This window comes from Neisseria sp. 19428wB4_WF04 (assembly GCF_015235335.1).
Taxonomy (GTDB): Bacteria; Pseudomonadota; Gammaproteobacteria; order Burkholderiales; family Neisseriaceae; genus Neisseria; species Neisseria musculi.
This window is the reverse complement of the sequence record NZ_JADGLG010000012.1, coordinates 1-20282: the sequence shown is the minus strand read 5'-3', so window position 1 is coordinate 20282 and position 20282 is coordinate 1. Positions and strand designations below refer to the sequence as shown.

Annotated in this window: 20 protein-coding genes; 11 read left to right on the top strand and 9 right to left on the bottom strand. The window is 54.6% G+C overall.

Going from position 1 to position 20282, the window contains the following annotated elements; translation table 11 throughout:
- Positions 1-3: 3 nt before the first annotated feature.
- The 3 genes from ychF to IR141_RS04480 form a co-directional block, all read right to left on the bottom strand.
- Positions 4-1095, bottom strand: a complete 1092-nt coding sequence (gene ychF / locus IR141_RS04490; protein ID WP_135034469.1) for a redox-regulated ATPase YchF — start codon at positions 1093-1095, stop codon at positions 4-6.
- 594 nt (positions 1096-1689) lie between these two features.
- The gene (ubiB, locus tag IR141_RS04485) at positions 1690-3201 is read right to left on the bottom strand and encodes a ubiquinone biosynthesis regulatory protein kinase UbiB (protein WP_135034468.1); all 1512 of its coding nucleotides are present in this window, start codon (positions 3199-3201) and stop codon (positions 1690-1692) included.
- A gap of 120 nt (positions 3202-3321) precedes the next feature.
- Positions 3322-4248 carry a LysR family transcriptional regulator gene (locus IR141_RS04480; protein WP_135034467.1) on the bottom strand — a complete coding sequence of 309 codons (927 nt, stop codon included), beginning with the start codon at positions 4246-4248 and terminating at the stop codon, positions 3322-3324.
- Positions 4249-4806: 558 nt separating this feature from the next.
- On the opposite strand from IR141_RS04480, the gene IR141_RS04475 reads away from it, so the two are divergent.
- The 3 genes from IR141_RS04475 (at position 4807) to ubiG (ending at position 6649) form a co-directional block, all read left to right on the top strand.
- A complete protein-coding gene (locus tag IR141_RS04475) occupies positions 4807-5109 on the top strand; it encodes a GIY-YIG nuclease family protein (RefSeq protein WP_135034490.1) in 303 nt (100 codons plus the stop codon).
- A 235-nt stretch (positions 5110-5344) separates the two neighbouring features.
- Positions 5345-5542 carry a hypothetical protein gene (locus IR141_RS04470; RefSeq protein ID WP_135034466.1) on the top strand — a complete coding sequence of 66 codons (198 nt, stop codon included), beginning with the start codon at positions 5345-5347 and terminating at the stop codon, positions 5540-5542.
- Positions 5543-5920: 378 nt separating this feature from the next.
- Positions 5921-6649, top strand: a complete 729-nt coding sequence (gene ubiG, locus IR141_RS04465) for a bifunctional 2-polyprenyl-6-hydroxyphenol methylase/3-demethylubiquinol 3-O-methyltransferase UbiG (protein WP_135034465.1) — start codon at positions 5921-5923, stop codon at positions 6647-6649.
- A gap of 45 nt (positions 6650-6694) precedes the next feature.
- On the opposite strand, the gene IR141_RS04460 is transcribed toward ubiG, so the two are convergent.
- Together IR141_RS04460 and IR141_RS13795 are read right to left on the bottom strand one after the other, a co-directional pair.
- Complete coding sequence (locus tag IR141_RS04460; RefSeq protein ID WP_135034464.1) at positions 6695-6940, bottom strand: GlsB/YeaQ/YmgE family stress response membrane protein; 246 nt, start codon at positions 6938-6940, stop codon at positions 6695-6697.
- Between the two features lie 15 nt (positions 6941-6955).
- Positions 6956-7084, bottom strand: a complete 129-nt coding sequence (locus IR141_RS13795; protein WP_255518796.1) for a hypothetical protein — start codon at positions 7082-7084, stop codon at positions 6956-6958.
- Between the two features lie 179 nt (positions 7085-7263).
- Here IR141_RS13795 and IR141_RS04455 point away from each other — a divergent pair, with 179 nt between their 5' ends.
- Positions 7264-8493, top strand: coding sequence for a multidrug effflux MFS transporter (locus IR141_RS04455; RefSeq protein WP_135034463.1), 1230 nt, complete (start codon positions 7264-7266; stop codon positions 8491-8493).
- 312 nt (positions 8494-8805) lie between these two features.
- Positions 8806-9888: a prephenate dehydratase gene (gene pheA, locus IR141_RS04450; RefSeq protein WP_135034489.1), complete on the top strand. Its 1083-nt coding sequence runs from the start codon at positions 8806-8808 to the stop codon at positions 9886-9888.
- A gap of 80 nt (positions 9889-9968) precedes the next feature.
- Here pheA and IR141_RS13790 read toward each other — a convergent pair whose 3' ends face one another.
- Both IR141_RS13790 and IR141_RS04445 read right to left on the bottom strand, forming a co-directional pair.
- Complete coding sequence (locus tag IR141_RS13790; RefSeq protein WP_255518795.1) at positions 9969-10100, bottom strand: hypothetical protein; 132 nt, start codon at positions 10098-10100, stop codon at positions 9969-9971.
- A gap of 57 nt (positions 10101-10157) precedes the next feature.
- Positions 10158-12251 carry a calcium-binding protein gene (locus tag IR141_RS04445; protein ID WP_135034462.1) on the bottom strand — a complete coding sequence of 698 codons (2094 nt, stop codon included), beginning with the start codon at positions 12249-12251 and terminating at the stop codon, positions 10158-10160.
- A 283-nt stretch (positions 12252-12534) separates the two neighbouring features.
- Between IR141_RS04445 and IR141_RS04440 the strand changes: the two genes are divergently transcribed.
- Complete coding sequence (locus IR141_RS04440) at positions 12535-12930, top strand: HIT family protein (RefSeq protein WP_135034461.1); 396 nt, start codon at positions 12535-12537, stop codon at positions 12928-12930.
- Between the two features lie 48 nt (positions 12931-12978).
- Here the strand turns inward: IR141_RS04440 and IR141_RS04435 are convergent, their stop codons facing one another.
- Complete coding sequence (locus tag IR141_RS04435) at positions 12979-13185, bottom strand: hypothetical protein (RefSeq protein WP_135034460.1); 207 nt, start codon at positions 13183-13185, stop codon at positions 12979-12981.
- Positions 13186-13298: 113 nt separating this feature from the next.
- On the opposite strand from IR141_RS04435, the gene IR141_RS04430 reads away from it, so the two are divergent.
- Positions 13299-14474 (top strand): LD-carboxypeptidase, encoded by a 1176-nt coding sequence (locus IR141_RS04430; RefSeq protein WP_135034459.1) that lies wholly within the window; start codon positions 13299-13301, stop codon positions 14472-14474.
- A gap of 582 nt (positions 14475-15056) precedes the next feature.
- Here IR141_RS04430 and IR141_RS04425 read toward each other — a convergent pair.
- Positions 15057-15746: a helix-turn-helix transcriptional regulator gene (locus IR141_RS04425; protein WP_135034458.1), complete on the bottom strand. Its 690-nt coding sequence runs from the start codon at positions 15744-15746 to the stop codon at positions 15057-15059.
- Positions 15747-16047: 301 nt separating this feature from the next.
- On the opposite strand from IR141_RS04425, the gene IR141_RS04420 reads away from it, so the two are divergent.
- The 4 genes from IR141_RS04420 (at position 16048) to IR141_RS04405 (ending at position 20086) form a co-directional block, all read left to right on the top strand.
- Positions 16048-16323: a hypothetical protein gene (locus tag IR141_RS04420; RefSeq protein ID WP_135034457.1), complete on the top strand. Its 276-nt coding sequence runs from the start codon at positions 16048-16050 to the stop codon at positions 16321-16323.
- A 593-nt stretch (positions 16324-16916) separates the two neighbouring features.
- On the top strand, positions 16917-17654 hold the full coding sequence (locus tag IR141_RS04415) for a methionine ABC transporter ATP-binding protein (protein WP_135034456.1): 738 nt from the start codon (positions 16917-16919) through the stop codon (positions 17652-17654).
- 1 nt (position 17655) lies between these two features.
- Complete coding sequence (locus IR141_RS04410; protein WP_135034455.1) at positions 17656-18342, top strand: methionine ABC transporter permease; 687 nt, start codon at positions 17656-17658, stop codon at positions 18340-18342.
- Between the two features lie 835 nt (positions 18343-19177).
- Positions 19178-20086: a MetQ/NlpA family ABC transporter substrate-binding protein gene (locus IR141_RS04405; RefSeq protein WP_135034454.1), complete on the top strand. Its 909-nt coding sequence runs from the start codon at positions 19178-19180 to the stop codon at positions 20084-20086.
- Positions 20087-20282 lie beyond the last annotated feature (196 nt).

Below are 20282 nucleotides of genomic sequence, written 5' to 3'. Positions count from 1 at the left end.
CTTTTACACATTAAACAAGAAATGAATCACATCTCCGTCCTGCACCACATATTCTTTGCCTTCGGCGCGCATTTTGCCGGCTTCTTTGGCTTTGGCTTCGCCGCCGAGGGTAACGAAATCGTTGTAGGCAATCACTTGGGCGCGGATAAAGCCGCGTTCGAAATCGGTGTGGATCACGCCGGCGGCCTGCGGGGCGGTGTCGCCTTTGTGAATCGTCCACGCGCGCACTTCTTTCACGCCGGCGGTGAAATAGGTTTGCAGCCCCAAGAGCTCGTAGCCGGCGCGGATTAAGCGGTTCAGCCCCGGCTCTTCCAAGCCCATTTCGGCGAGAAATTCGGCTTTTTCTTCGTTTTCGAGTTCGGCAATTTCGCTTTCCAGCGCGGCGCACACGGCCACCACTGGAGCGTTTTCTTTGGCGGCCAGTTCTTTCAAACGCTCGAGGTGGGGGTTGTTTTCAAAGCCGTCTTCGGCCACATTGCCGACATACATGGCGGGTTTGGCGGTGAGCAGGAACAGCGGGCGCAGCATGGCTGTTTCTTCGGCATCGAGGCCGAGTGAGCGCACGGGTTTGCCTTCGTTGAGGTGCGGCAGCAGTTTTTCGCACAGGGCCACCAGTTTTTGCGCGTCTTTATCGCCCGATTTGGCGCGTTTGCCTTCGCGCGCGATGGCTTTTTCCACGCTTGCCAAGTCGGCCAGCGCAAGCTCGGTGCCGATGGTTTCGATGTCGGCAATGGGATCGACTTTGCCGGCAACGTGCACGATGTTGTCGTTATCGAAGCAGCGCACCACGTTTACGATGGCATCGGTTTCGCGGATATTGGCGAGAAACTGGTTACCCAAGCCCTCGCCTTTGCTCGCGCCGGCCACCAGGCCTGCGATATCGACAAATTCAACAATGGCCGGCTGCATTTTCTGCGGCTTGACGATTGCTGCCAGCGCGGCCATGCGCGGGTCGGGCACTTCAACGATGCCGATATTGGGTTCGATGGTGCAGAAGGGATAATTGGCCGCTTCGATACCCGATTGGGTCAGCGCGTTAAACAGGGTGGATTTGCCGACATTGGGCAGGCCGACGATGCCGCATTTTAAGCTCATGTGTGTTCCTGAAGCAGGTGAAATTCAACGCGCGATTGTAGCATATTTCAGACGGCCTTTTGGCGGTGCAGAGGCCGTCTGAAAGGTGCACCGGAATCCGAAGAAAGTTGGTTGCCGTCATACTCGGGCTTGACGCGAGTATCTGCTATTTCTATTGGGGCAAATTCTATTGGGGCAAAAAGATACTCGGTTCAAGCCCGAGTATGACGTAGATGTTTAATGACGCAGATGGTTTTGGCAACCGAAGCCGTCTGAAAGCATTTTTTCAGACGGCTTCAACTGTCATCTCAAACACGCTAAGCCATGTTTATTTAAATAACACAATCAATACAAACAAAGCGGTTATCACGGCCAACCGCAGGCTTTGCCGTTGCGGGCTTGCCGCCGCAGGCAGACGCGCGCATTTTGTGCCGGCAGATTTGGCCGGCCGTGAAAGGATGGTCTGAAAACAGGAAACATAACGGTGTAAGCGGGCGTGCCTGCCGCTTTGTTTGTATATGGAATGTGTGAAAAATAATAAAAAAACAACGGTTTAAAATATTTCAGGCCGTCTGAAAGCGTTTCAGACGGCCTCGATGTGGATGATCTGCGCTTTTATTTAAATAACACGATCAACACCAGTGCCACGGCTATCACGGCCAGCCACAGGCTTTGCCGCTGCTGGATTCTCACCAGATGCAGATAGGCATCGCGCATTTCCTGCCGGCGCGTTTCATCAACCAGCGCATTGATTTTGCGAGGCAGCGCGGGCAGAATCCGCGCCCAATCCGGCGCTTCGTTTTTCAGTTGCCGTATAAAGGCCTTGGGGCCGATCTGCTCGCCCATCCATTTGGTTAAAAACGGTTTGGCGGTATCCCACAAATCCAAGTCGGGGTCGAGCTGGCGGCCCAAGCCTTCAATGTTGAGCAGGGTTTTCTGCAGCAGCACGAGTTGGGGCTGGATTTCGACATTGAAGCGGCGGCTCACTTCAAACAGGCGCATCAGCACCAGGCCGAACGATATTTGCGAGAGCGGCTTGTTGAAAATCGGCTCGCACACCGAGCGCACGGCGGCTTCCAATTCTTCGGCACGGGTGTCGGGCGGCACCCAGCCCGATTCGATGTGGGCGGTGGCCACGCGGTGGTAGTCGCGGTTGAAAAAGGCGAGAAAATTAATCGCCAGATAGCGTTTGTCGTAATCGGTGAGGCTGCCGACAATGCCGAAGTCCAGCGCGATATAGCGGCCGTCGCCGGCCACCAGAATGTTGCCGGGGTGCATATCGGCGTGGAAAAAGCCGTTGCGGAACACTTGGGTGAAGAAGATCTCCACGCCGTAGCGGGCCAGTTGCCGCAAATCAATGTTTCGGGCTTTCAAGGCGGCGGTGTCTGCTATCGGTGTGCCGTCCATCCATTCGATCGTGAGCACGTCGCGGCTGCAATAGTCGTAATACACTTTGGGCACAATCAGCATGGTGCTGTTTTGGAAATCGCGGCCGAGCCGGCCGGCGTTGGCCGCCTCGCGCATCAAATCAAGCTCATCGTGCAGGTATTTGTCGAACTCGTCCACCACTTCGCGCGGCTTTAAGCGTTTGCCGTCTGCAAACAGCCGCTCTGCCCAGGCGGCACCGAAGCGCAGCAAGGCCAAGTCCTGCTCGATAACAGGCAGCAGATTGGGGCGCAACACTTTAACCGCCACGGCTTCACCGCTGTGCAGGCGGGCTTTGTGCACCTGTGCAATCGAGGCACTGGCCACAGGCACGGTTTCAAATTCGGCATAAAGTGTTTCAATCGGCTGCCCCAGCGAGGCTTCAATCTGGCGGCGCGACAATTCTGCGTCAAACGGCGGTACGCGGTCTTGCAGTTTGGCAAGTTCGCGCGCGTAATCAGGCGCAATCAGGTCGGGTCGGGTGGAGAGCACCTGCCCGAATTTCACGAAAACCGGCCCCAAATGCTCGAGTGCTTCGCGCAAACGCACCGGCAAGGGGGTGTGTTGCGCATCGGGCGGTTGCGGCAGTTTCTGCAACAGCGAGCGCAGCCAACTTTGGCGCACCCGGCCGGCAATCAGATCGGCGAGGCCGTAGCGGTAAACGGTTCGGATAATGGTTTGGGTACGTTTAAGCCATTTCATAACGGTGCGGTGCAGGTGGGAAAAGGTGGATTATAAAACAGGAACGCGGCGGGTTTGCGGATAGGCGGGCGCAGAGGTTTGCGCCGCCGGCCTGTTTTTCAGACGGCCTCTTGATGGCGGTTACTGTTGCAGCACGCTCAGCCCGGGCAGGTCGGCGAAGCTGCGCTCGCGCACGATGCGGCAGAAGTTTTCCAAATAGGCTTTGCCCGCATCTTCTGCACGCATGGCCGCGTAAAGCTCGCTTTGCAGGCCGTTGCGGGTAATCCGGCGCGAAACCACATAGCCTTTTTCGATATAGGGCATCACCGTCCAATAGGGCAGGGCGGCGATGCCGCGGCGGCTGGCCACAAGCTGGATGATGGCAATGGTCAATTCGCTGTGGCGGCGCGGCGGGTTGATGCCTTTGGGCAGCAATACTTTGCGCAGAAGATCGAGCATATCGTCCGGAACAGGGTAGGTAATCAGCGTTTCACCGGCAAAATCTCCGGCTTCCCACACGGTTTTGGCGGCCAGCGGATGATCTTTGGCGCAGATGCCGACCATGCCGTAGGCAAACAGAGGCTGATAGGTGATGCCCGCCTGCGGGGCGGCTTCGGAAACAATGGCCAAATCGGCACGGTGCTGCAGCAGCAGCCCTACCGGGTCGGCCTGAAAGCCCGAAACAATATCCAGCTCCACCTGCGGCCACAGCGGGCGGAACTCGCCCATCGCCGGCATCAGCCAGTCGAAGCAGGTGTGGCATTCCACCGCCAGCCGCAATTCGCCCGCTTCACCTTCGACAATCCGGGCCAAATCGCGCTCGGCGGCGGCCACCTGCGGCATCAGGTCGCGCGCCAGCTGCAACAGCCGCTCACCCGCAGGCGTGAAGCGCAGGGGTGAAGATTTGCGCTCGAACAGCGGCGTTCCATAATAATTTTCCAACGCGCGGATTTGGTGCGACAGGGCAGACTGAGTGAGGAACACCCGCTTGGCGGCCAACGAAACGCTGCCGGTTTCCTCAAGTGCCAGCAGGGTTTTGAGATGGCGCAGCTCGATGATGGAATCCATAATATTTCAGACGGCCTGTGCGGTTGAAGAACCGGTGTATATTAGAATAATTCATACGGCTGCGCAAACGGGCGGCGCAGAAAGAATAAAAGAACATACCGCAGGTTAAATAAAACCGGATCGGGTGGCGGGCTGCAGAGGGATATGATGCAGCAGCACGGGGGGATGCTGTGTCTCGGCTCAATCGAGAACTTCTGCCGCCGCAACGGCACGGAATCTGTTTGCGCTGCCCGCGGTGCCTTTGTTTTTCGTTGTTGGGCATGGTTTCATGATGGAGGCGCAAGGCGGGTGCCGTATCGGCTTACATTGAATCTGCTGAAGCCGGCCGTTTGCTATATCCGACCCGCATCCGCCAAAATGAGTGCGGGGCGGGGTGATGGTAAGGCACAACAACAGCAGGGCGGCCGGGCTGTTATGGTTTTAAAACGGGCCGGTCGAATACAGGGGTGTTTCAGACGGCCTGGCCTGTGAAAAATGCTAAAATGACGGCTTTGATATTCTTGGCGGCTGTTGCCGGCCGTCTGAAAAGCCATCGTGAATGCTGTAAACCACAACCCATTGCCTGATTGTTTTGCGCTGCCTGCTGCCGAAGAGTCGGGCGGCTGGAGCGTGTATTTGGTATTGTGCGGCAACGGCTCGCTTTATTGCGGCATCAGCAACCGCCCGCAGGAGCGGTTTGCGGCGCACGCTGCGGGCAAGGGGGCGAAATATATGCGCATTCACAAGCCCGTGGCGATGCGGCTGGTGTATGCCGGCGTGGCGCGCGCCGAAGCTGCGCGGCTTGAGGCACGGGTGAAAAAACTCACCGCCCGGCACAAACGCGAATTGTGGGCGGCGCTGCCGGATGTTCAGACGGCCTGAGTGAGGCCGGCGCTGCGCTTTGAAATCAGTGGCACAGGCTTTGCATACTTGCACTGTTTCCGGCCTGCCGCCTGATATGTGTTTTGGCAGTTCGGCTATAATCCAACCGTTATCCGTTTATGTGAAGCCTGAAGATAAGCCGGAACGCGCTCGCTGCCGCCGTATATCTGTGTAATTGTAGCGAAGCCGTACCGGCGGCACCCGGTGGGGTTTCGTTTGTAAAGAGGGTAAACCGATGAAGATAAAAGCTGTTTTATTGGGGCTTCTGCTGGCCTCGGTGTGCACCGTCAGCATTGCGAAAAATGCTTTTGATAAGAAAAATAACGAATGCGAAGTGGTTTCCGAAAAAAGAACGGTCGTGGAGCAACCAGGAAATTCTGTTTGTTCCCAGCGTGAGGCAAACGCCGAGTCGTTTGCGGGTAACCATGATTGAGGCTGCTTACCGCAAGAAAAACAAGGATGACAAAATCACGGCGGCAGCGGTTTGCGAAACCTAATTATTTGGTTTTGGCAAAACGCCCGCCGATTCCGCAGGGCGTGATTAACAAATCTTTCGGCTGCCGGGTCGGCGTGGGGCATTCTGAGCACTCGGGGGAAAATACCGCAACGGGGGGTGATGCACGTTCATTACCGCAGCGGCAGCATCATCAATGAAAATATTTCGATGACGTTTACGGTGTGCAAACCCGATCAAAACTATGATTATGGGAAACATTTATGTGTGCCGCGCCATTAGGGGCGCATAACAACACAACCATACCAAACGGCTTTTGATTTTGTATGGATTAACGGCATTAAGGAACCATTTAAGATGAGCGAAAACATACACCACAATGTCGATAGCGGCGAAATCGACAAATTCAGCCGGCTTGCCCACAAATGGTGGGACAAAACGGGCGAATTCAAACCCCTGCACGACATCAACCCGCTGCGTTTGGGCTATATCGACTCAATCGTGCGGCTGGCGGGCAAAACCGTGCTCGATGTGGGCTGCGGCGGCGGCATTTTGTCGGAAAGCATGGCCAAGCTCGGGGCGGGGAGTGTGCTCGGCATCGACATGGCCGAAAAATCGCTGCAGGCGGCGCAAGCCCATGCGCAGCAGCAGGGAGTGGGCAATATCGGCTACCGCTGTGTGCGCGTGGAAGATTTGGCAAAAGAGCGGCCGCACAGTTTCGATGTGGTAACGTGCATGGAAATGATGGAACACGTTCCCGACCCAGCCGCCATTGTGGCCGCCTGCGTCAAGCTGGTAAAGCCTGAGGGCACGGTGTTTTTTTCGACTATCAACCGTAACCCCAAATCATATCTGCACGCCATTCTCGGCGCAGAATATATTTTGGGCTTGGTGCCGCGCGGCACGCACGATTGGCAGAAATTCATCACGCCCGCCGAGCTGGCCCGCATGTGCCGGCAGGCAGGGCTGGATATTGCCGACACCAAAGGCATGGGCTACAACCCGCTCACTAAGGTTTACCGCCTGAACGGCAACACCGCTGTCAATTATCTGGCGGCCTGCAAACCGGTATTTCAGGCCGTCTGAAAACAAAAAACAGGCCGTATCAACGGCCTGTTTCGATAGCGAGGATTATTTTTTAACCACACGGGTGTAAACCGCGAGAATCACCACGGCGGCGATGGTGGAGGCAATCCAGCCGGCAGGCTGGCCTGCTTCATACCAGCCGGCGGCCTGCCCGGCCCAGCCTGCCAGCAGCGAACCGCCGATGCCCAGCAGCGTGGTCATGATAAAGCCCAAGTTGTCCTTGCCCGGGTGCAGCACTTTTGCCAACACGCCCACAACAAAGCCCACGATAATGGTGACTAACCAGCCCATAACATTCCTTTCGTATTATTCGGTTTGAATCGGTTGGAGCATTTTCAGCGCGGCAGTTGAAACCGCTTCGGGATATGCCGTCTGAAAATATTTTCCGCCCGCATCATACACAGCCCCGTAACGCTGCCGAGCCTGTGATTGCATTTCTTTTCATAACTATAAAATATTTTGAACACACGGCGCGGTTTTGGGGTGGAAATACAACAAAACGCAACACTTCGGCTATAATCACGTTAAACGTCTGCCAAACCGCCTGTGGGCGGTTTGTTTGCTTGGCAGGCTGCAAACGTTATATTTAACGTTATATTGAAAGAAAGAAGATTATGCCCCGTACCACAACCGCGCTCGGCGACCGGCAGACGGCTGTTTTATTGGCCATGCTGGTGGCGCTGATGCCGTTTTCGATAGATGCCTATCTGCCCGCGATACCTGCGATGGCGCAAAGCCTGGGGGCGGATATCCACCGCATCGAGCAGAGCCTGAGTATGTTTTTGTTCGGCGTGGCGCTGGGGCAGGTGGCGGGCGGTTCGCTCTCCGACATCAAAGGCCGCCGCATCATTGCTTTAACGGGGCTGTCGGTATACATCGCCGGCGTGGTGGGGCTGACCGTGGTTCAGACGGCCGAACAATTATTGTTGTTGCGGCTGGTGCAGGCGTTTGGTGCGGGCATGACGGTGGTGGTGGTGGGTGCCGTTGTGCGCGATAACTACGAAGGCCGCAAAGCCGCGCAAATGTTTGCCTTAATCGGCATCATCATGATGGCCGCTCCGCTGGTGGCGCCGATGTTGGGCGCGGTGTTGGAAAGCATAGGCGGCTGGCGGGCGGTTTTCGTGTTTTTGGGCGTGTATGCCGCTGCGGTGTGGGGGCTGCTCTACCGCTTTTTGGCCAAACCCGGGCGCACGGAGCCGATAGACCGCCGCATTTTCAGCGTGGCCGCCGGCCGCTACAAACGGGTATTGTCCAACACGCCCGCATTGGGCTATCTGTTTTTTCAGGCGTTCAGCTTTTCATCGATGTTTGTGTTTTTAACCGAATCATCGTTTGTGTATATGGAGCTCTACGGCGTTTCTGCCCATGCCTATGCGTGGATGTTCGGCATGAACATCATCACGATGGCCTTTTTCAACCGCATCACCGCCCTGCGTTTGAAAAGGGGCACCCATGCGCAGGATATTCTCCAATGGGGGATTGCCATTCAGCTTGCGGCCAACATGCTGATGTTTGCCTCGGTGCTGCTGCTGGGGCTGCCGCCGATGTGGTGGCTGGCGGGCTGCGTGATGTTGTCGGTGGGCACGCAGGGTTTGATTACCGCCAACACACAGGCTTGCTTTATGGCGTATTTCCGTGAAGAAGGCGGCAGCGCCAACGCCGTGCTGGGCGTGTGCCAGTCGGTGATAGGCGCGCTGGCGGGGATGCTCGCTACATGGCTGCACAACGGCACGGCCGCAGTGATGTCGGGCATGATGCTGTTATCGACACTGACCGGCATTTTTCTGCTGTGGCTGTGTTCGCGCGGGGCGTGGCTGCAAAACAAAGGCAGTGAAATGAAATAAACCGCAGGCCGTCTGAAAACCGAAAAGGCAGGGTGGTTTCCCTTTTATGGCGCACGGCTTGTGTTTTGCGGGAAACGGCGGCTCTGCGGCTCTCGGGCGTGCCGGAAAACGGCACGGCGCTGCACGTTTCCCGCGTTGCCTGCCGCCTTTCAAAACCCCGAAGCAGGGTTGCAAACCAAAACCGAAAGTATGGGAACGCCGGGTTTTCTACACAGGCCGTCTGAAAACATTTGCCGTTTCAGACGGCCTTTGCCTATGCAGATTAATGTTAAAATCGGTTTCCTTATCTTATTCAGCCGCAACGGAAACGCTATGTCTGCCGACAACCCACTTTTGCCGCACCGCAACGCCATCGATGAAATCGATGCCGCCATTTTGCGCCTTCTGAACGAGCGGGCAGGACATGCCCGCGCCATCGGCGGGCTCAAAGGCACCGGCGCGGTTTACCGCCCCGAGCGCGAGGCTGCCGTGTTGCGCCGCATACAGGATTTAAACGCCGGCCCGCTGCCCGATGAGGCGGTGGCGCGGCTGTTCCGCGAAATCATGAGCGAATGCCTGGCGGTGGAACGGCCGCTCACCATCACCTATCTCGGCCCCGCCGGCACGTTTACCCAGCAGGCCGCCGTCAAACATTTCGGCCATGCCGCCCGCACACAGGCCTGCGCCACCATAGACGAAAGTTTCCGCCTGGTGGAAGCACGCCAGGCCGATTATGTGGTTGCACCGGTGGAAAACTCCACCGAAGGCAGCGTGGGCCGCGCGCTTGATCTGCTTGCCGTTACCCCGCTGCAGGCCTGCGGCGAAGTGATATTGCGCATACACCACCACCTGCTGCGCAAAAACAGCGGCAGCATGAAAGGCATCACCAAAGTTTACGCACACGCGCAAGCACTTGCCCAATGCCATGAATGGCTGGGGCGCAACCTGCCCGAGGCGGTGCGCATTTCCGTATCGAGCAACGCGGAGGCCGCCCGCCTGGCGGTCGAATCCGGTGATGAATCGGCGGCGGCCATCGCCGGCCGAACCGCCGCCGAACTTTACCGCTTGGCCAAAGTGGCCGACAGCATTGAAGACGAGCCCAACAACACTACCCGTTTTTTGGTGTTGGGCCACCAAACTCCCGCACCCACAGGGCGGGACAAAACCTCGCTGGTGGTTTCCGCACCCAATAAAGCCGGTGCGGTCGGTGCCCTGCTCAAACCGTTTACCGAGGCCGGCATTTCCATGACCAAATTCGAAAGCCGCCCCAGCCGTTCGGGCTTATGGGAATACCTGTTTTTTATCGACATCGAGGGCCATAAAGACGAAACCGAAGTGCAGGCAGCACTTGCCGCGCTGGAGAAACGCGCTTCGTTTGTGAAAGTTATCGGGGCATATCCGACTGCGGTGCTGTGAAGGAGCCGCAAGGTTGCGCTGCGGGTTTCAGACGGCCTTATGGCCGGTGTTGGAAATCGATTCAAATTTAACTTGTATTATCAGGCAGCCGCCCGCTTTACAACCATAACAACGCCGGCCTGCCCGGTATGGATGGGAGCGGGCAGGCCGGCGCGCAGCGTGAGCGGCAGAAAGCCGCCCGCGAAGCGTATGGCGAAAGATAAATATTTCAAACTGTCGTTTGATCTGCGCCGGGATGGTTAGCGGCAGCTCGGCCGCAACTCGGGCGGTCAGACAATGAAATGAAGCGGTGCGGATTCTTCGGGCTGAAGCGGCGCCGGCGGCTCTGCGCTATAGGCATAAGCTGCGGGGGCATTTTGCGCGGCCGGGGCGTGGGAGGCTGCGCCACCGCTTGACTGTTCCAGCGCGGCGGCCAGCTTTGCCTCGGAGATTTTCCCTTCGAGCACATCGTTGCCGAATGTGCCGGAATCGAAAATGAAGCGGGAAACGGCGGCGTTTTTGCCGGTGTTCTGCCGTTCGATAATCAGTTTGTCGCTGCTGTTTGCGAGGCTGATTTCCCAGTTGGTTTGGCCAGCCAGCCACGGGTGGGCGGTGCGGGTGATGGTTAGGTCTTCGGGGGTGATGCCTGCGCCGAAACGCACGCTGTTGCTGCCTTCGGTGTCGGAAATCGTGTCTTGGCCGTAACCTTTGGCAAATATAAAGGTATCGTTGCCTGCGCCGCCGTAGAGCTGATCGTTGCCGCTGCCGCCGTCAAGTGTGTCGTGGCCTGAGTTGCCGTGCAGGATATCGTTGCCGCCGAGGCCGTTGAGCCTGTCGTTGCCTGTCCAGCCATCGATTAAGTTGTTGCCGCTGCTGCCGTTGATGGTGTTGCCGTTGATGTCGCCAAACAGAATGCCGCTACTCTCGGGGGTATCCTGCAAATCGAATTTGATGGTGTGGGTGGCATCGTTGGTGCGGCCGCTGCGGGCTGCGGTGCTGTCGTCAAATTTGAATTCGATGGCGGCTTCGGTGGCGCCGCGGTTGGGAATAAACACGAGGTTTTCGGTATCGAAATCGTGGAAGCGGCCTTTTTTCACCCATTCGATAATCTGGCCGTCTGAAGACAGATAGGCCAAACGCCCGCCTGTTACGTTTTCGATATCGAAGCGGTATTCGGCAAGCACGTTGTCCGGCCCCACGCCGAAATCTGCTTCGCTCATGCGGTAGCCGCTTTGGCTGTTGATGGTGATGGTTTTGCGGTTGCCGGTGATGCCGATGCGCTCGGCAAGTTCCCACGGGCTGAGGGTTTCACCGGCAAATTCGAAACGGGTGATGGCGAGGTTGGACTCTTCATCGGCGCTTTGGTTGTGGATGGTGAGTTTGTCGCTGCTGCCTTTAACGGCCATCTGCCAAATATTGGCGATGTTGCCGTCTGCCTGAACGGTGGCGGTGATGGTTAAATCTTCGGGGCGGATGTCTGCTCCGAAGCGCAGGGTGTTGGTGCCGGTGGGGTCGGAAACGGTTTCTACGCCGGGGGTGCGGTAATCGATGATGGTGTCGTGGCCGTAGCCGCGGGCGAAGAAATAGGTGTCATCTCCGTTGCCGCCTGCCAGCAGGTCGTCTCCTGCGCCGCCATCGAGATAATCGTCGCCGTCGCCGGGATCGGGGTAATAGCGTTCGCCCAAGCTGTTTTCAATCAGGCTGACGGCTTTGCCGCCGATTAATCTGTCGTTGCCTGCGCCGCCGTAGAGTTTGTCGCTGCCGTCGCCGCCGATCAGCAGGTCGTTGCCGCCCTGGCCGGATAATGTATCGTTGCCGCCGCCTCCGGAGAGGTGGTTGTTGCCGTGGTTTCCGTTCAGCGTGTTGTTGCCGTTATTGCCGCTGCCGTTGAGGTTGCCGCTGCCGGTGAGGGCGAGGTTTTCTACATGGGCAGGCAGGGTGTAGCCCACGCTGCTGAACACGGTGTCGGTGCCGTGGTTTTCCAACTCGATTACGGTATCCCGGGTATTGTCCACATAATAGATATCATGACCGTTGCCGCCGTGCATGGCATCGGCACCGCTGCCGCCGTCAAGAATGTCGTTGCCGCCGTGGCCGTAAAGCGTGTCGTCGCCGGCCAAACCGAGCAGCCGGTTGCGGTTGTTGTTGCCGGTGAGCACGTTGGCTTGGCCGTTGCCGGCGGCGTTGATTGCGCCGTGCCCCACCAGTGTGAGGTTTTCTACATGATCGGGCAGGGTGTAGCTGACGCGGCTGTAGGCTGTGTCTGTGCCTTGTCCGGGTTTTTCGATGATGCGCTCCTGCGGATGCTCGATGTGGAATACGTTATCGGCAAAGTCGCCGTAAAACACGCCGGGTGTGCCGGTGGCGTTGGGTTGGCTGCTCATGATAGTCTCCTTGATTTGAATGGATATTAATGATGATATTCGGATAAGGTGCCGGATTGTGGTTTGGATTTTAGTGCCGGCAATGGGAATTTATTACAAAAAATGATTATATACAATATTTTAAATAAAATTATTGCCGGGGTGAAAACAGGGTCATATTCACCGCATGGGTTCATTTGAATTTGAATAACTAGCAGGAAGAGCTGTATGCGTGGGGCCGTCTGAAAAGCTGTGTTGTGCAGATTCTGCTAGAATATCCGACCAATCTTAAAGGAAACCGATTATGGCTTGCCCTTTGTGCGCCGCCGCCAACGAAGATGTGCTGCTGCAAACCGATAATCTGCGTGTGATCGCCGTACACGATGAAACCAACGCTCCCGCATTCTGCCGCGTTATCTGGCAGCATCACGTTGCCGAAATGACAGATCTGCAACCTGCAGAACGCCGAGAGCTGATGGAAGCGGTTTTCCGGGTGGAGGCTGCCATGCGCCGGGTGTTCCGGCCTGCCAAAATCAATTTGGCCAGCCTGGGCAATGTGGTGCCGCACCTGCACTGGCACATCATTGCCCGCTTCGATAACGATGCCAATTTTCCCGCCCCTGTTTGGCTGCCGGCCGTGCGGAAACCAGGAGTGGTGTTGCCGCAAGACTGGCCGCAGCAGATCAAAGCATTACTGTAATCCATACTTCAGGCCGTCTGAAAACGATATGGAAATCCATTGGCAGACTCAATAATTGCTGTAATCCACACTTTGCAGGCCGTCTGAAAATGTTTGCAGGCTTTCAGACGGCCTGCGTTGTGTGATACGGCTCAATGCCTTTAAAATATAGGACAACTCCGCCGGAATCCACTTTATTGCCGTTACGGCACTGCTGCGTTTTGGCTCAAAGAGGGCGGTTTTGTCGGCCGCACGGCAGCAGAACCGGGTTCGCAATTGTTTGCGGCTTGCTGGTTTGGTTTTGCAAATAAAGTGGGCTCACTATCATATACGATCGTAATACGCATTCATCCGGCCGTCTGAAAGGGCGGCGCACACTAGGAATTTTTATGACTTGGCAACCTTCAAGACGCAATTTTCTGAAAGCCTCGGCTGCTGCAGCCGGAGCGGGCGTGCTTGCCGCCTGCGGTAGCGGCGGCACCGCCCGCCCTGCAGCTCAAGCCGGCAAAGCCCAAATCGTGCCGCCGAAAACCACCCGACCCGGCCGCAGCGGCGACAACATATTGCGCGTTGTTGCGCCATCGGGTTTTGCCGACAGCGCCGCCCGCTCCGAAACCGGACTCACCCGCCTGCATAACGCCGGGTTTGCCGTTACCAACCAGCAAGCCGCCTTCCGCCGCTACCAGCGTTTTGCCGGCACCGACAGTGAAAGGATTGCCGACTTTCAAGATGTGGCAGCAGGCCGCGTTGCCACCCCGAAAGTGTTGATGGGGCTGCGCGGCGGCTATGGAGCCGTGCGCATTTTGCCGCACATTGATTTTGCCGCCCTCGGTGCCCGTATGCGAGAGCGCGGCACGCTGTTTTTTGGTTTCAGCGACCTATGCGCCGTGCAGCTTGCCCTGCTGGCCAAAGGCAATATGGCCAGCTTCGCCGGGCCGATGGTGTACAGCGAGTTCGGCAAACCCGCTCCCAGCATTTATACGATGGAATCGTTTATACGCGGCACCACCCATGCCGACAATACTATCAGCGTATATAACGTTCAGCGCCGCAGTGTCAGTGCCGAAGGCACGTTTTGGGGCGGCAATTTAAGCGTGTTGGCCTCACTCGCCGGCAGCACATATATGCCCGATATTCGGGGCGGCATTCTGTTTCTCGAAGACGTGGGCGAGCAGCCCTACCGCATCGAGCGTATGCTTCAAACCCTGCATCTGGCCGGTATTTTGTCGAAACAGCAGGCCGTGGTGTTCGGTGATTTCCGTATGGGCACTATCCGTGATGTGTACGACAGCAGCTATGATTTCAGCACTGTGGTCAATAATGTCGGCCGAATTGCCAAAGTGCCTGTGCTGACAGGCTTCCCGTTCGGCCACATCACCAACAAAGCCACGTTTCCGCTGGGTGCGCATGCAAAAATCACCGCTGAATCCAACGGCGGCTATTCGGTCAGATTCAGCGGCTATCCCACACTCAACGCCGCCGGTTTGATGCTCGATACGCTGCTGCCGCCGCCGGTTCCCGCTTATCAGCCCGTGAATATCGTGGAAGACCCGGAGCAGGAGTAAGAGCCGGGGTGAACGTATTGCTTTCGCCTTAATTTCAATCACAATCTGCGTGTAATCTGTTTTACAAACTTCCGAAAACCGTCCCAGAAACTTGGTGGGGCGGTTTTTTACCGTGGGGAGTTGAAGGAATCTATTTTGAAGGGTAACTTCGGGGAAATGGGAATACATAGGGCAGGGAAAATAATTTTATTCGGCATTCTTGAGCGCCGGGGTGAGATGTTGATTGTTGCGGTGGATAAGGGCGGGCAAAAGCTTGTTGGTTGTTGGAAAAAGAAAAATCATGTCCGACACACCGTTTGCCATGTAAAGAGCCGTCACATATTAATGCCGGCGGCTTCACCCTTCTGCCGTATCCATTACTCTCGGCTGTAGCAGGGAATCAAAATCATATTTAACGGTATTGAAAAAATCCCCGAATCAGGCTGGATATATCTGAGCAGATGCAGTGTAATCGACCGAAAATTTTTCTGGCTGTTCTTGAAAGAACGCAAATCTAAATTTAATTTTTGCGCATCAAGAGAGCAGCTTGAAATATTGTGCAAATCAAATAATGTGGTGTTCGGGGCTGACCCGGTGCAGTTTTTAAATGCTTCTCCCAAACCACTCTACTCTGCCGATAATAGCCACATCATCGGTCATATTATTGAGATTGATTTCAAACGCGGGGTAAGCCTCGTTGGCGGAAATCACATTCACGATTCCGCCGGGCATCAACTGCAAACGTTTGACCAATAGATTTTCATTTAGACGCAATACATAAAGACCATCGCGCGGCATGGTTTCGCCGTGATTGATCAAAATCGAATCACCATCGTTCAATACCCCTTCCATCGAGTCGCCTTTTACCGAAATTACCGAAAGATTTTTGGTATCGCGGGTTACATAATTTTCTATCCAATAACGGCGGAAAGCCATGCTGAACACAGGGGTTTCATCGCCCACCAAGCGGCCGTATCCGGCTGCCGCCTGGATATCGTAACGGGGCACGAATACAAATTCATCGATATTTACAGGGTTGCCTAAAGTGTCCTCGGCAGCGGAGGGCGTTGGCATGGCAGAGTTCGGAAACGGCTCACCTTCGCCCGTGAGCAGCCAATCTATACTGCAACCTTTCAATTGCTTGATTTTTTTTAGGGTTTCTGCTTTTGGTAAGCCGCCTTCGTTCCAAATACGGCTGAAACCCGCAATCGTCATATCGATATCTGCTGCAATTTTGGCCTGCTTGGCTTCGTTTTTCCAAAGAAAAGCCAATCTGTCTTTAAATGTGTTCATATGTTCCTTATCAAGTGTAGCTTTGCATACTAGCTTGTGATTCATTTACATTTTACTTTAGTTTTTCTTAAAATGTAAGATAAATTTTGAAAATAAATAAGAAAAAGTATTGCAATTTCAGATTTTGATAAGTAACATTCTTCTATACTTAATTTTTTTTTCATAAACTGATTTATTTAAGCAAATGTTTACCTTCTGAGTTGGAATGGTTGTTTGGTTTTGTTTGGCAGGTTTTACATAAACCGCAAAGCAGCTGAATAAAATCTTAGCAAGTCCGGCCGGCAGGGAAAGGAGCGAAATCATGCAAAGCACGCAACGCAAAGGTTTGGTGTTGGTCAGCACATTGGCCGCAATGGCTGCAGCATTCTCTTCCGGCCACACGGAGGCCCAATCCGCCGAAATGCCGCTGTCGGAGTTGGGCTGCGATAAATTGAATATATTGCGGATCACGCAAATGAACGGTAAACAACAAGTCTTTGCACGCGAATGCGCCGCTGCAGAAGCCGCCCAAGCATGGGAACAGTCTTACGGCGCACTTGACTCCGAAAGTTTGATTGCGAGTGTGATATACGAATAGCGGGTTAAACCGTTGGGCTGAAACAACACCCGGTGATAACGGTTAAAATGCCTACAGTTTTCGGTAGAAGGTTTTACCGGTGTTTCCGCTCCGGCCGTATGAAATCTGCGTTTCACGGTGTGGATTGCTGCAAGCCGCCAACAGGCAGGCCGGCGCGCTAGAAATCAAAATTTCGGCAGATATGGGCAAACTCATGATAAGGCTTGGTAATGTGTAAATGATAAAACTATCGTTCTGCCAATCTTTGTTGTCTTTGTCCAAAAAATTTCCCGGCAATATGGATACAACCCGGCAATATGGATACAAGATGAGGCTGCCATCCTAAAAATCGGGAATCACAGTCTTGTAAAATTATTATTTTGATATAAATCAATATCTTATATAAAAAACTTTTAACCCGCCTTGAGCAGTCTGCATTTACAAAACTTGACCCTAAATGCAGTTTGCAGTATAGTCGGACACCAAATTTACTGCCGATTTGATACAGCTTGCGGGCGTTAAAACAGCTAAAGCGTAGGTTGCACTTTGCACCCATCTGTTTGCAATAAAGCCCGCTGTGTTATACATCGGGCTTTATTGTTTTGGATAACCTTATGATTAGTTTGAACAATGTTTCCAAGCGCTATCAAAACCGCGATAAAACATGGTTTACCGCCGTAGAGCCGATTTCACTGCAAATTGAAGCGGGCGAAATTTTCGGACTGATGGGCTACTCGGGTGCGGGCAAATCCACGCTGTTGCGTCTGATTAATCTGCTCGAGCGTCCCGACACCGGCACGGTAACGGTGGGCGGCCAAGAGCTGACGGCGTTAAGTGCCGCCCAGCTGCGCCGGGCGCGGCAGAATATCGGTATGGTGTTTCAGCAGTTTAACCTGCTCTCCAACCGCACTGTGGCCGACAATGTGGCTTTTCCGCTGGAAATTGCCGGTTGGCCGTCTGAAAAAATTCAGGCGCGGGCGGCGCAATGTTTGGAAATTGTCGGGCTGGAAAACCGTGCCGGACACTATCCAGCCCAGCTTTCAGGCGGTCAAAAACAGCGTGTGGGCATTGCCCGCGCGCTCGCTCCCAACCCTCAGGTGATCCTGGCCGATGAGCCAACCTCCGCGCTCGACCCTGCGACTACCCGCAGTGTGTTGGGATGTTTGGAAGACATTAACAAACGCTTTAATGTAACCATTGTTATTGTTACGCATGAGATGAGCGTATTGCGCCGCCTGTGCGACCGCGCGGCTCTGCTGCATCAGGGCAGATTGGTGGAAACCGTGTGTGTCAATAACAACCAAATCCACGCCCAATCCGAAATCGGGCGCGAACTGGTGCAGGAGGGTTAAGATGGGAGACTTAACTTTTTCACAAGCCTTGGAAACCATTGGCCGTATGCGCGGTGAAATCTTGCAGGCCTTATGGGAAACCTTCGTAATGGTGGGTTTGTCCACCACATTTGCCGCCGTATTCGGCACCTTGTTGGGTGTGCTGCTGTTTGTTACCGCCAACCGCCAACTGTATTACAACCGTCCCGCCAATCTGGTGTTGGACAATCTGGTTAATCTGATGCGTGCGTTTCCGTTTGTGATTCTGATGATTGCGATGATTCCCGCCACCCGGGCCATTGTCGGCAGCACTATCGGCCCGGTTGCCGCTTCGTTGGTGCTGAGTGTTTCCGGCCTGTTTTATTTTGCCCGCTTGGTTGAACAGAATCTGCGCGAAGTGCCGCGCGGTGTGATTGAAGCCGCCATCAGTATGGGCGCGGCTCCAATGGAGGTTGTCCGCAAAGTGCTGCTCAACGAAGCCCGTGCAGGCATGGTGTCGAGCATTACCGTATTGGCCATCGGCCTGCTTTCATACAGCGCGGCAGCGGGCATGATCGGCGGTGGAGGCTTGGGCGATTTGGCCATCCGCTACGGCTACTACCGTTACCAAACCGAAGTCATCATTTTTATCGTAGCCATTTTGGTATTGCTGGTGGTGGTGCTTCAGGGTTTGGGCAATCTGATTTCACGCAGTATCGATAAAAGATAAAATAAAATTTCGGTATCGGCCGTCTGAAAACGGTCAAACCAAATTTGACCAGCGGAGCCGGGCTTTGCGGTGCGGCAAAACGCATTGTTCAGGAAACAAGGGCGGGGTTCTAACCCGGAACGGAGTGCCGGGCGCAAGAAAGTAGAAAGTTGTTTCCCTTCAGGAAAATACAGGAAAAAAGCATCTCCGCATCTTTAATAAAACAGCAAGATACACATACAGGACTGTATTTTGAAAACGGCAAACCGGCCGAAAGAGCAGCCTCCGGCTGAGCCGGCCGGCCAAACAGAATGGAAGATAGTGATAAAACTGCAAGATCAGGCCGTCTGTGTTTTCCGTACCATGCGTTTGAGTTTTGCTTTCTGCCCGGCGGTATGCCGCACCCGTACAGGCAGCACAAGCCTTTTCCCTGCTTGCAGATGCCCCCGGCAGTTTGGGTTTGAGCACAGTCCGGCCTTTAGCCGCAGGCGGGAATAAACTGCATTCCTTATTGGGAATAAGCGGTAAATGCCGTATTTGAAAATTCAATCCGAGGCCGTCTGAAAAGATATTCAGACGGCCTCGGAAAGAAAAATATTTTACGATGCTTTAACATTCACAATAGTGTGCCTACGATATCGTCCTGCACATTTTTAAGTTTGAAAAGTATTTTCCAAAACTCTTTAAATGCTTGAAGTTTCGCTGTTTACGGCAGTAGAATCCGAATTTGTCCGAGAGATGCAGCCATTCAGAATCAGGCGAAAAGGGTGATGCCGGGCTGTATGCCCAATATCTTTTCGGGCCAATCTAACACCGCCGGCAAGGTTGGCGGCATTTCAATTATCAGGAGACTTTGATGACTGCAATCCCTTTATTCAAAACTTTTTCAGCTGCCGCATTGGCCTTGATATTGGCCGCCTGCGGCGGGCAGCAGGAAAGCGTGTCTGCACAGGTTTCGGCTTCGGAAGCTGCCGCACCAGAAAAACAGGAAATCGTGTTCGGCACTACAGTCGGCGATTTCGGCGATATGGTAAAAGACCATATCCAGCCTGCATTGGAGCAGAAAGGCTATAAAGTCAAGCTGATCGAATTCACCGATTATGTACGCCCCAATCTCGCGCTGGCCGAAGGCGCTCTGGACATCAACATTTTCCAGCACAAACCATATTTGGACGACTTTAAAAAAGAACACAAACTTGATATTACCGAAATTTTCCAAGTGCCCACCGCTCCGCTGGGCATCTACCCGGGCAAACTGAAATCGCTGGATGAAGTGAAAGACGGCAGCAGCGTTTCCGCGCCCAACGACCCTTCCAACTTCGCCCGCGCCCTCGTGATGCTCAACGAGTTAGGCTGGATCAAGCTGAAAGACGGCATTAATCCATTAACCGCGTCTAAAAACGACATCGCAGAAAACCTGAAAAACATCAACATTGTCGAACTGGAGGCCGCCCAACTGCCGCGCAGCCGCGCCGATGTGGACTTTGCCATCATTAACGGCAACTACGCGATGAGCAGCGGCATGAAGCTGACAGAAACCCTGTTTCAAGAGCCCAGCTTCGCCTATGTGAACTGGTCTGCCGTCAAAACCGCCGATCAAGACAGCCAATGGGTAAAAGACGTAACCGATGCGTATAACTCTGATGAATTCAAAACCTACGCCAAACAGCGTTTCGCCGGCTACAAATACCCCGCATCATGGGGCGGACAAGCCGCTGCCGGCGCCAAAGCCGAAGCAACTTCCGCCGCATCGGCCGCCGAATAATCTGCTATTTGCTCTATCAAACGCCTTCCCCGCAACGGAAAGGCGTTTTTTACGCGGTGGTTTTACTCAGATGTCAATTCCATTCCAAAACTGAGCCACAGTTGTGGTCTAAAATTGAGCCACCCTATGAGCGGTGTTTCATCCGGTAAGAATCATTGCCCGTCTCAAAAATATCGCAGCAATAAGTCAGGCGGTC

Bases quoted from the DNA above. Each gene is read 5' to 3' on its own strand.
- IR141_RS04405 (WP_135034454.1), top strand. From the start codon at position 19,178: ATGACTGCAATCCCTTTATTCAAAACTTTTTCAGCTGCCGCATTGGCC.
- pheA (WP_135034489.1), top strand. From the start codon at position 8,806: ATGTCTGCCGACAACCCACTTTTGCCGCACCGCAACGCCATCGATGAA.
- IR141_RS04410 (WP_135034455.1), top strand. From the start codon at position 17,656: ATGGGAGACTTAACTTTTTCACAAGCCTTGGAAACCATTGGCCGTATG.
- ubiB (WP_135034468.1), bottom strand. From the start codon at position 3,201: ATGAAATGGCTTAAACGTACCCAAACCATTATCCGAACCGTTTACCGC.
- IR141_RS04460 (WP_135034464.1), bottom strand. From the start codon at position 6,940: ATGGGCTGGTTAGTCACCATTATCGTGGGCTTTGTTGTGGGCGTGTTG.
- IR141_RS04455 (WP_135034463.1), top strand. From the start codon at position 7,264: ATGCCCCGTACCACAACCGCGCTCGGCGACCGGCAGACGGCTGTTTTA.
- IR141_RS04430 (WP_135034459.1), top strand. From the start codon at position 13,299: ATGACTTGGCAACCTTCAAGACGCAATTTTCTGAAAGCCTCGGCTGCT.
- IR141_RS04445 (WP_135034462.1), bottom strand. From the start codon at position 12,251: ATGAGCAGCCAACCCAACGCCACCGGCACACCCGGCGTGTTTTACGGC.
- IR141_RS04415 (WP_135034456.1), top strand. From the start codon at position 16,917: ATGATTAGTTTGAACAATGTTTCCAAGCGCTATCAAAACCGCGATAAA.
- IR141_RS04425 (WP_135034458.1), bottom strand. From the start codon at position 15,746: ATGAACACATTTAAAGACAGATTGGCTTTTCTTTGGAAAAACGAAGCC.
- ychF (WP_135034469.1), bottom strand. From the start codon at position 1,095: ATGAGCTTAAAATGCGGCATCGTCGGCCTGCCCAATGTCGGCAAATCC.
- IR141_RS13795 (WP_255518796.1), bottom strand. From the start codon at position 7,084: ATGCAATCACAGGCTCGGCAGCGTTACGGGGCTGTGTATGATGCGGGC.
- IR141_RS04440 (WP_135034461.1), top strand. From the start codon at position 12,535: ATGGCTTGCCCTTTGTGCGCCGCCGCCAACGAAGATGTGCTGCTGCAA.
- IR141_RS04480 (WP_135034467.1), bottom strand. From the start codon at position 4,248: ATGGATTCCATCATCGAGCTGCGCCATCTCAAAACCCTGCTGGCACTT.
- IR141_RS04470 (WP_135034466.1), top strand. From the start codon at position 5,345: ATGAAGATAAAAGCTGTTTTATTGGGGCTTCTGCTGGCCTCGGTGTGC.
- ubiG (WP_135034465.1), top strand. From the start codon at position 5,921: ATGAGCGAAAACATACACCACAATGTCGATAGCGGCGAAATCGACAAA.
- IR141_RS04420 (WP_135034457.1), top strand. From the start codon at position 16,048: ATGCAAAGCACGCAACGCAAAGGTTTGGTGTTGGTCAGCACATTGGCC.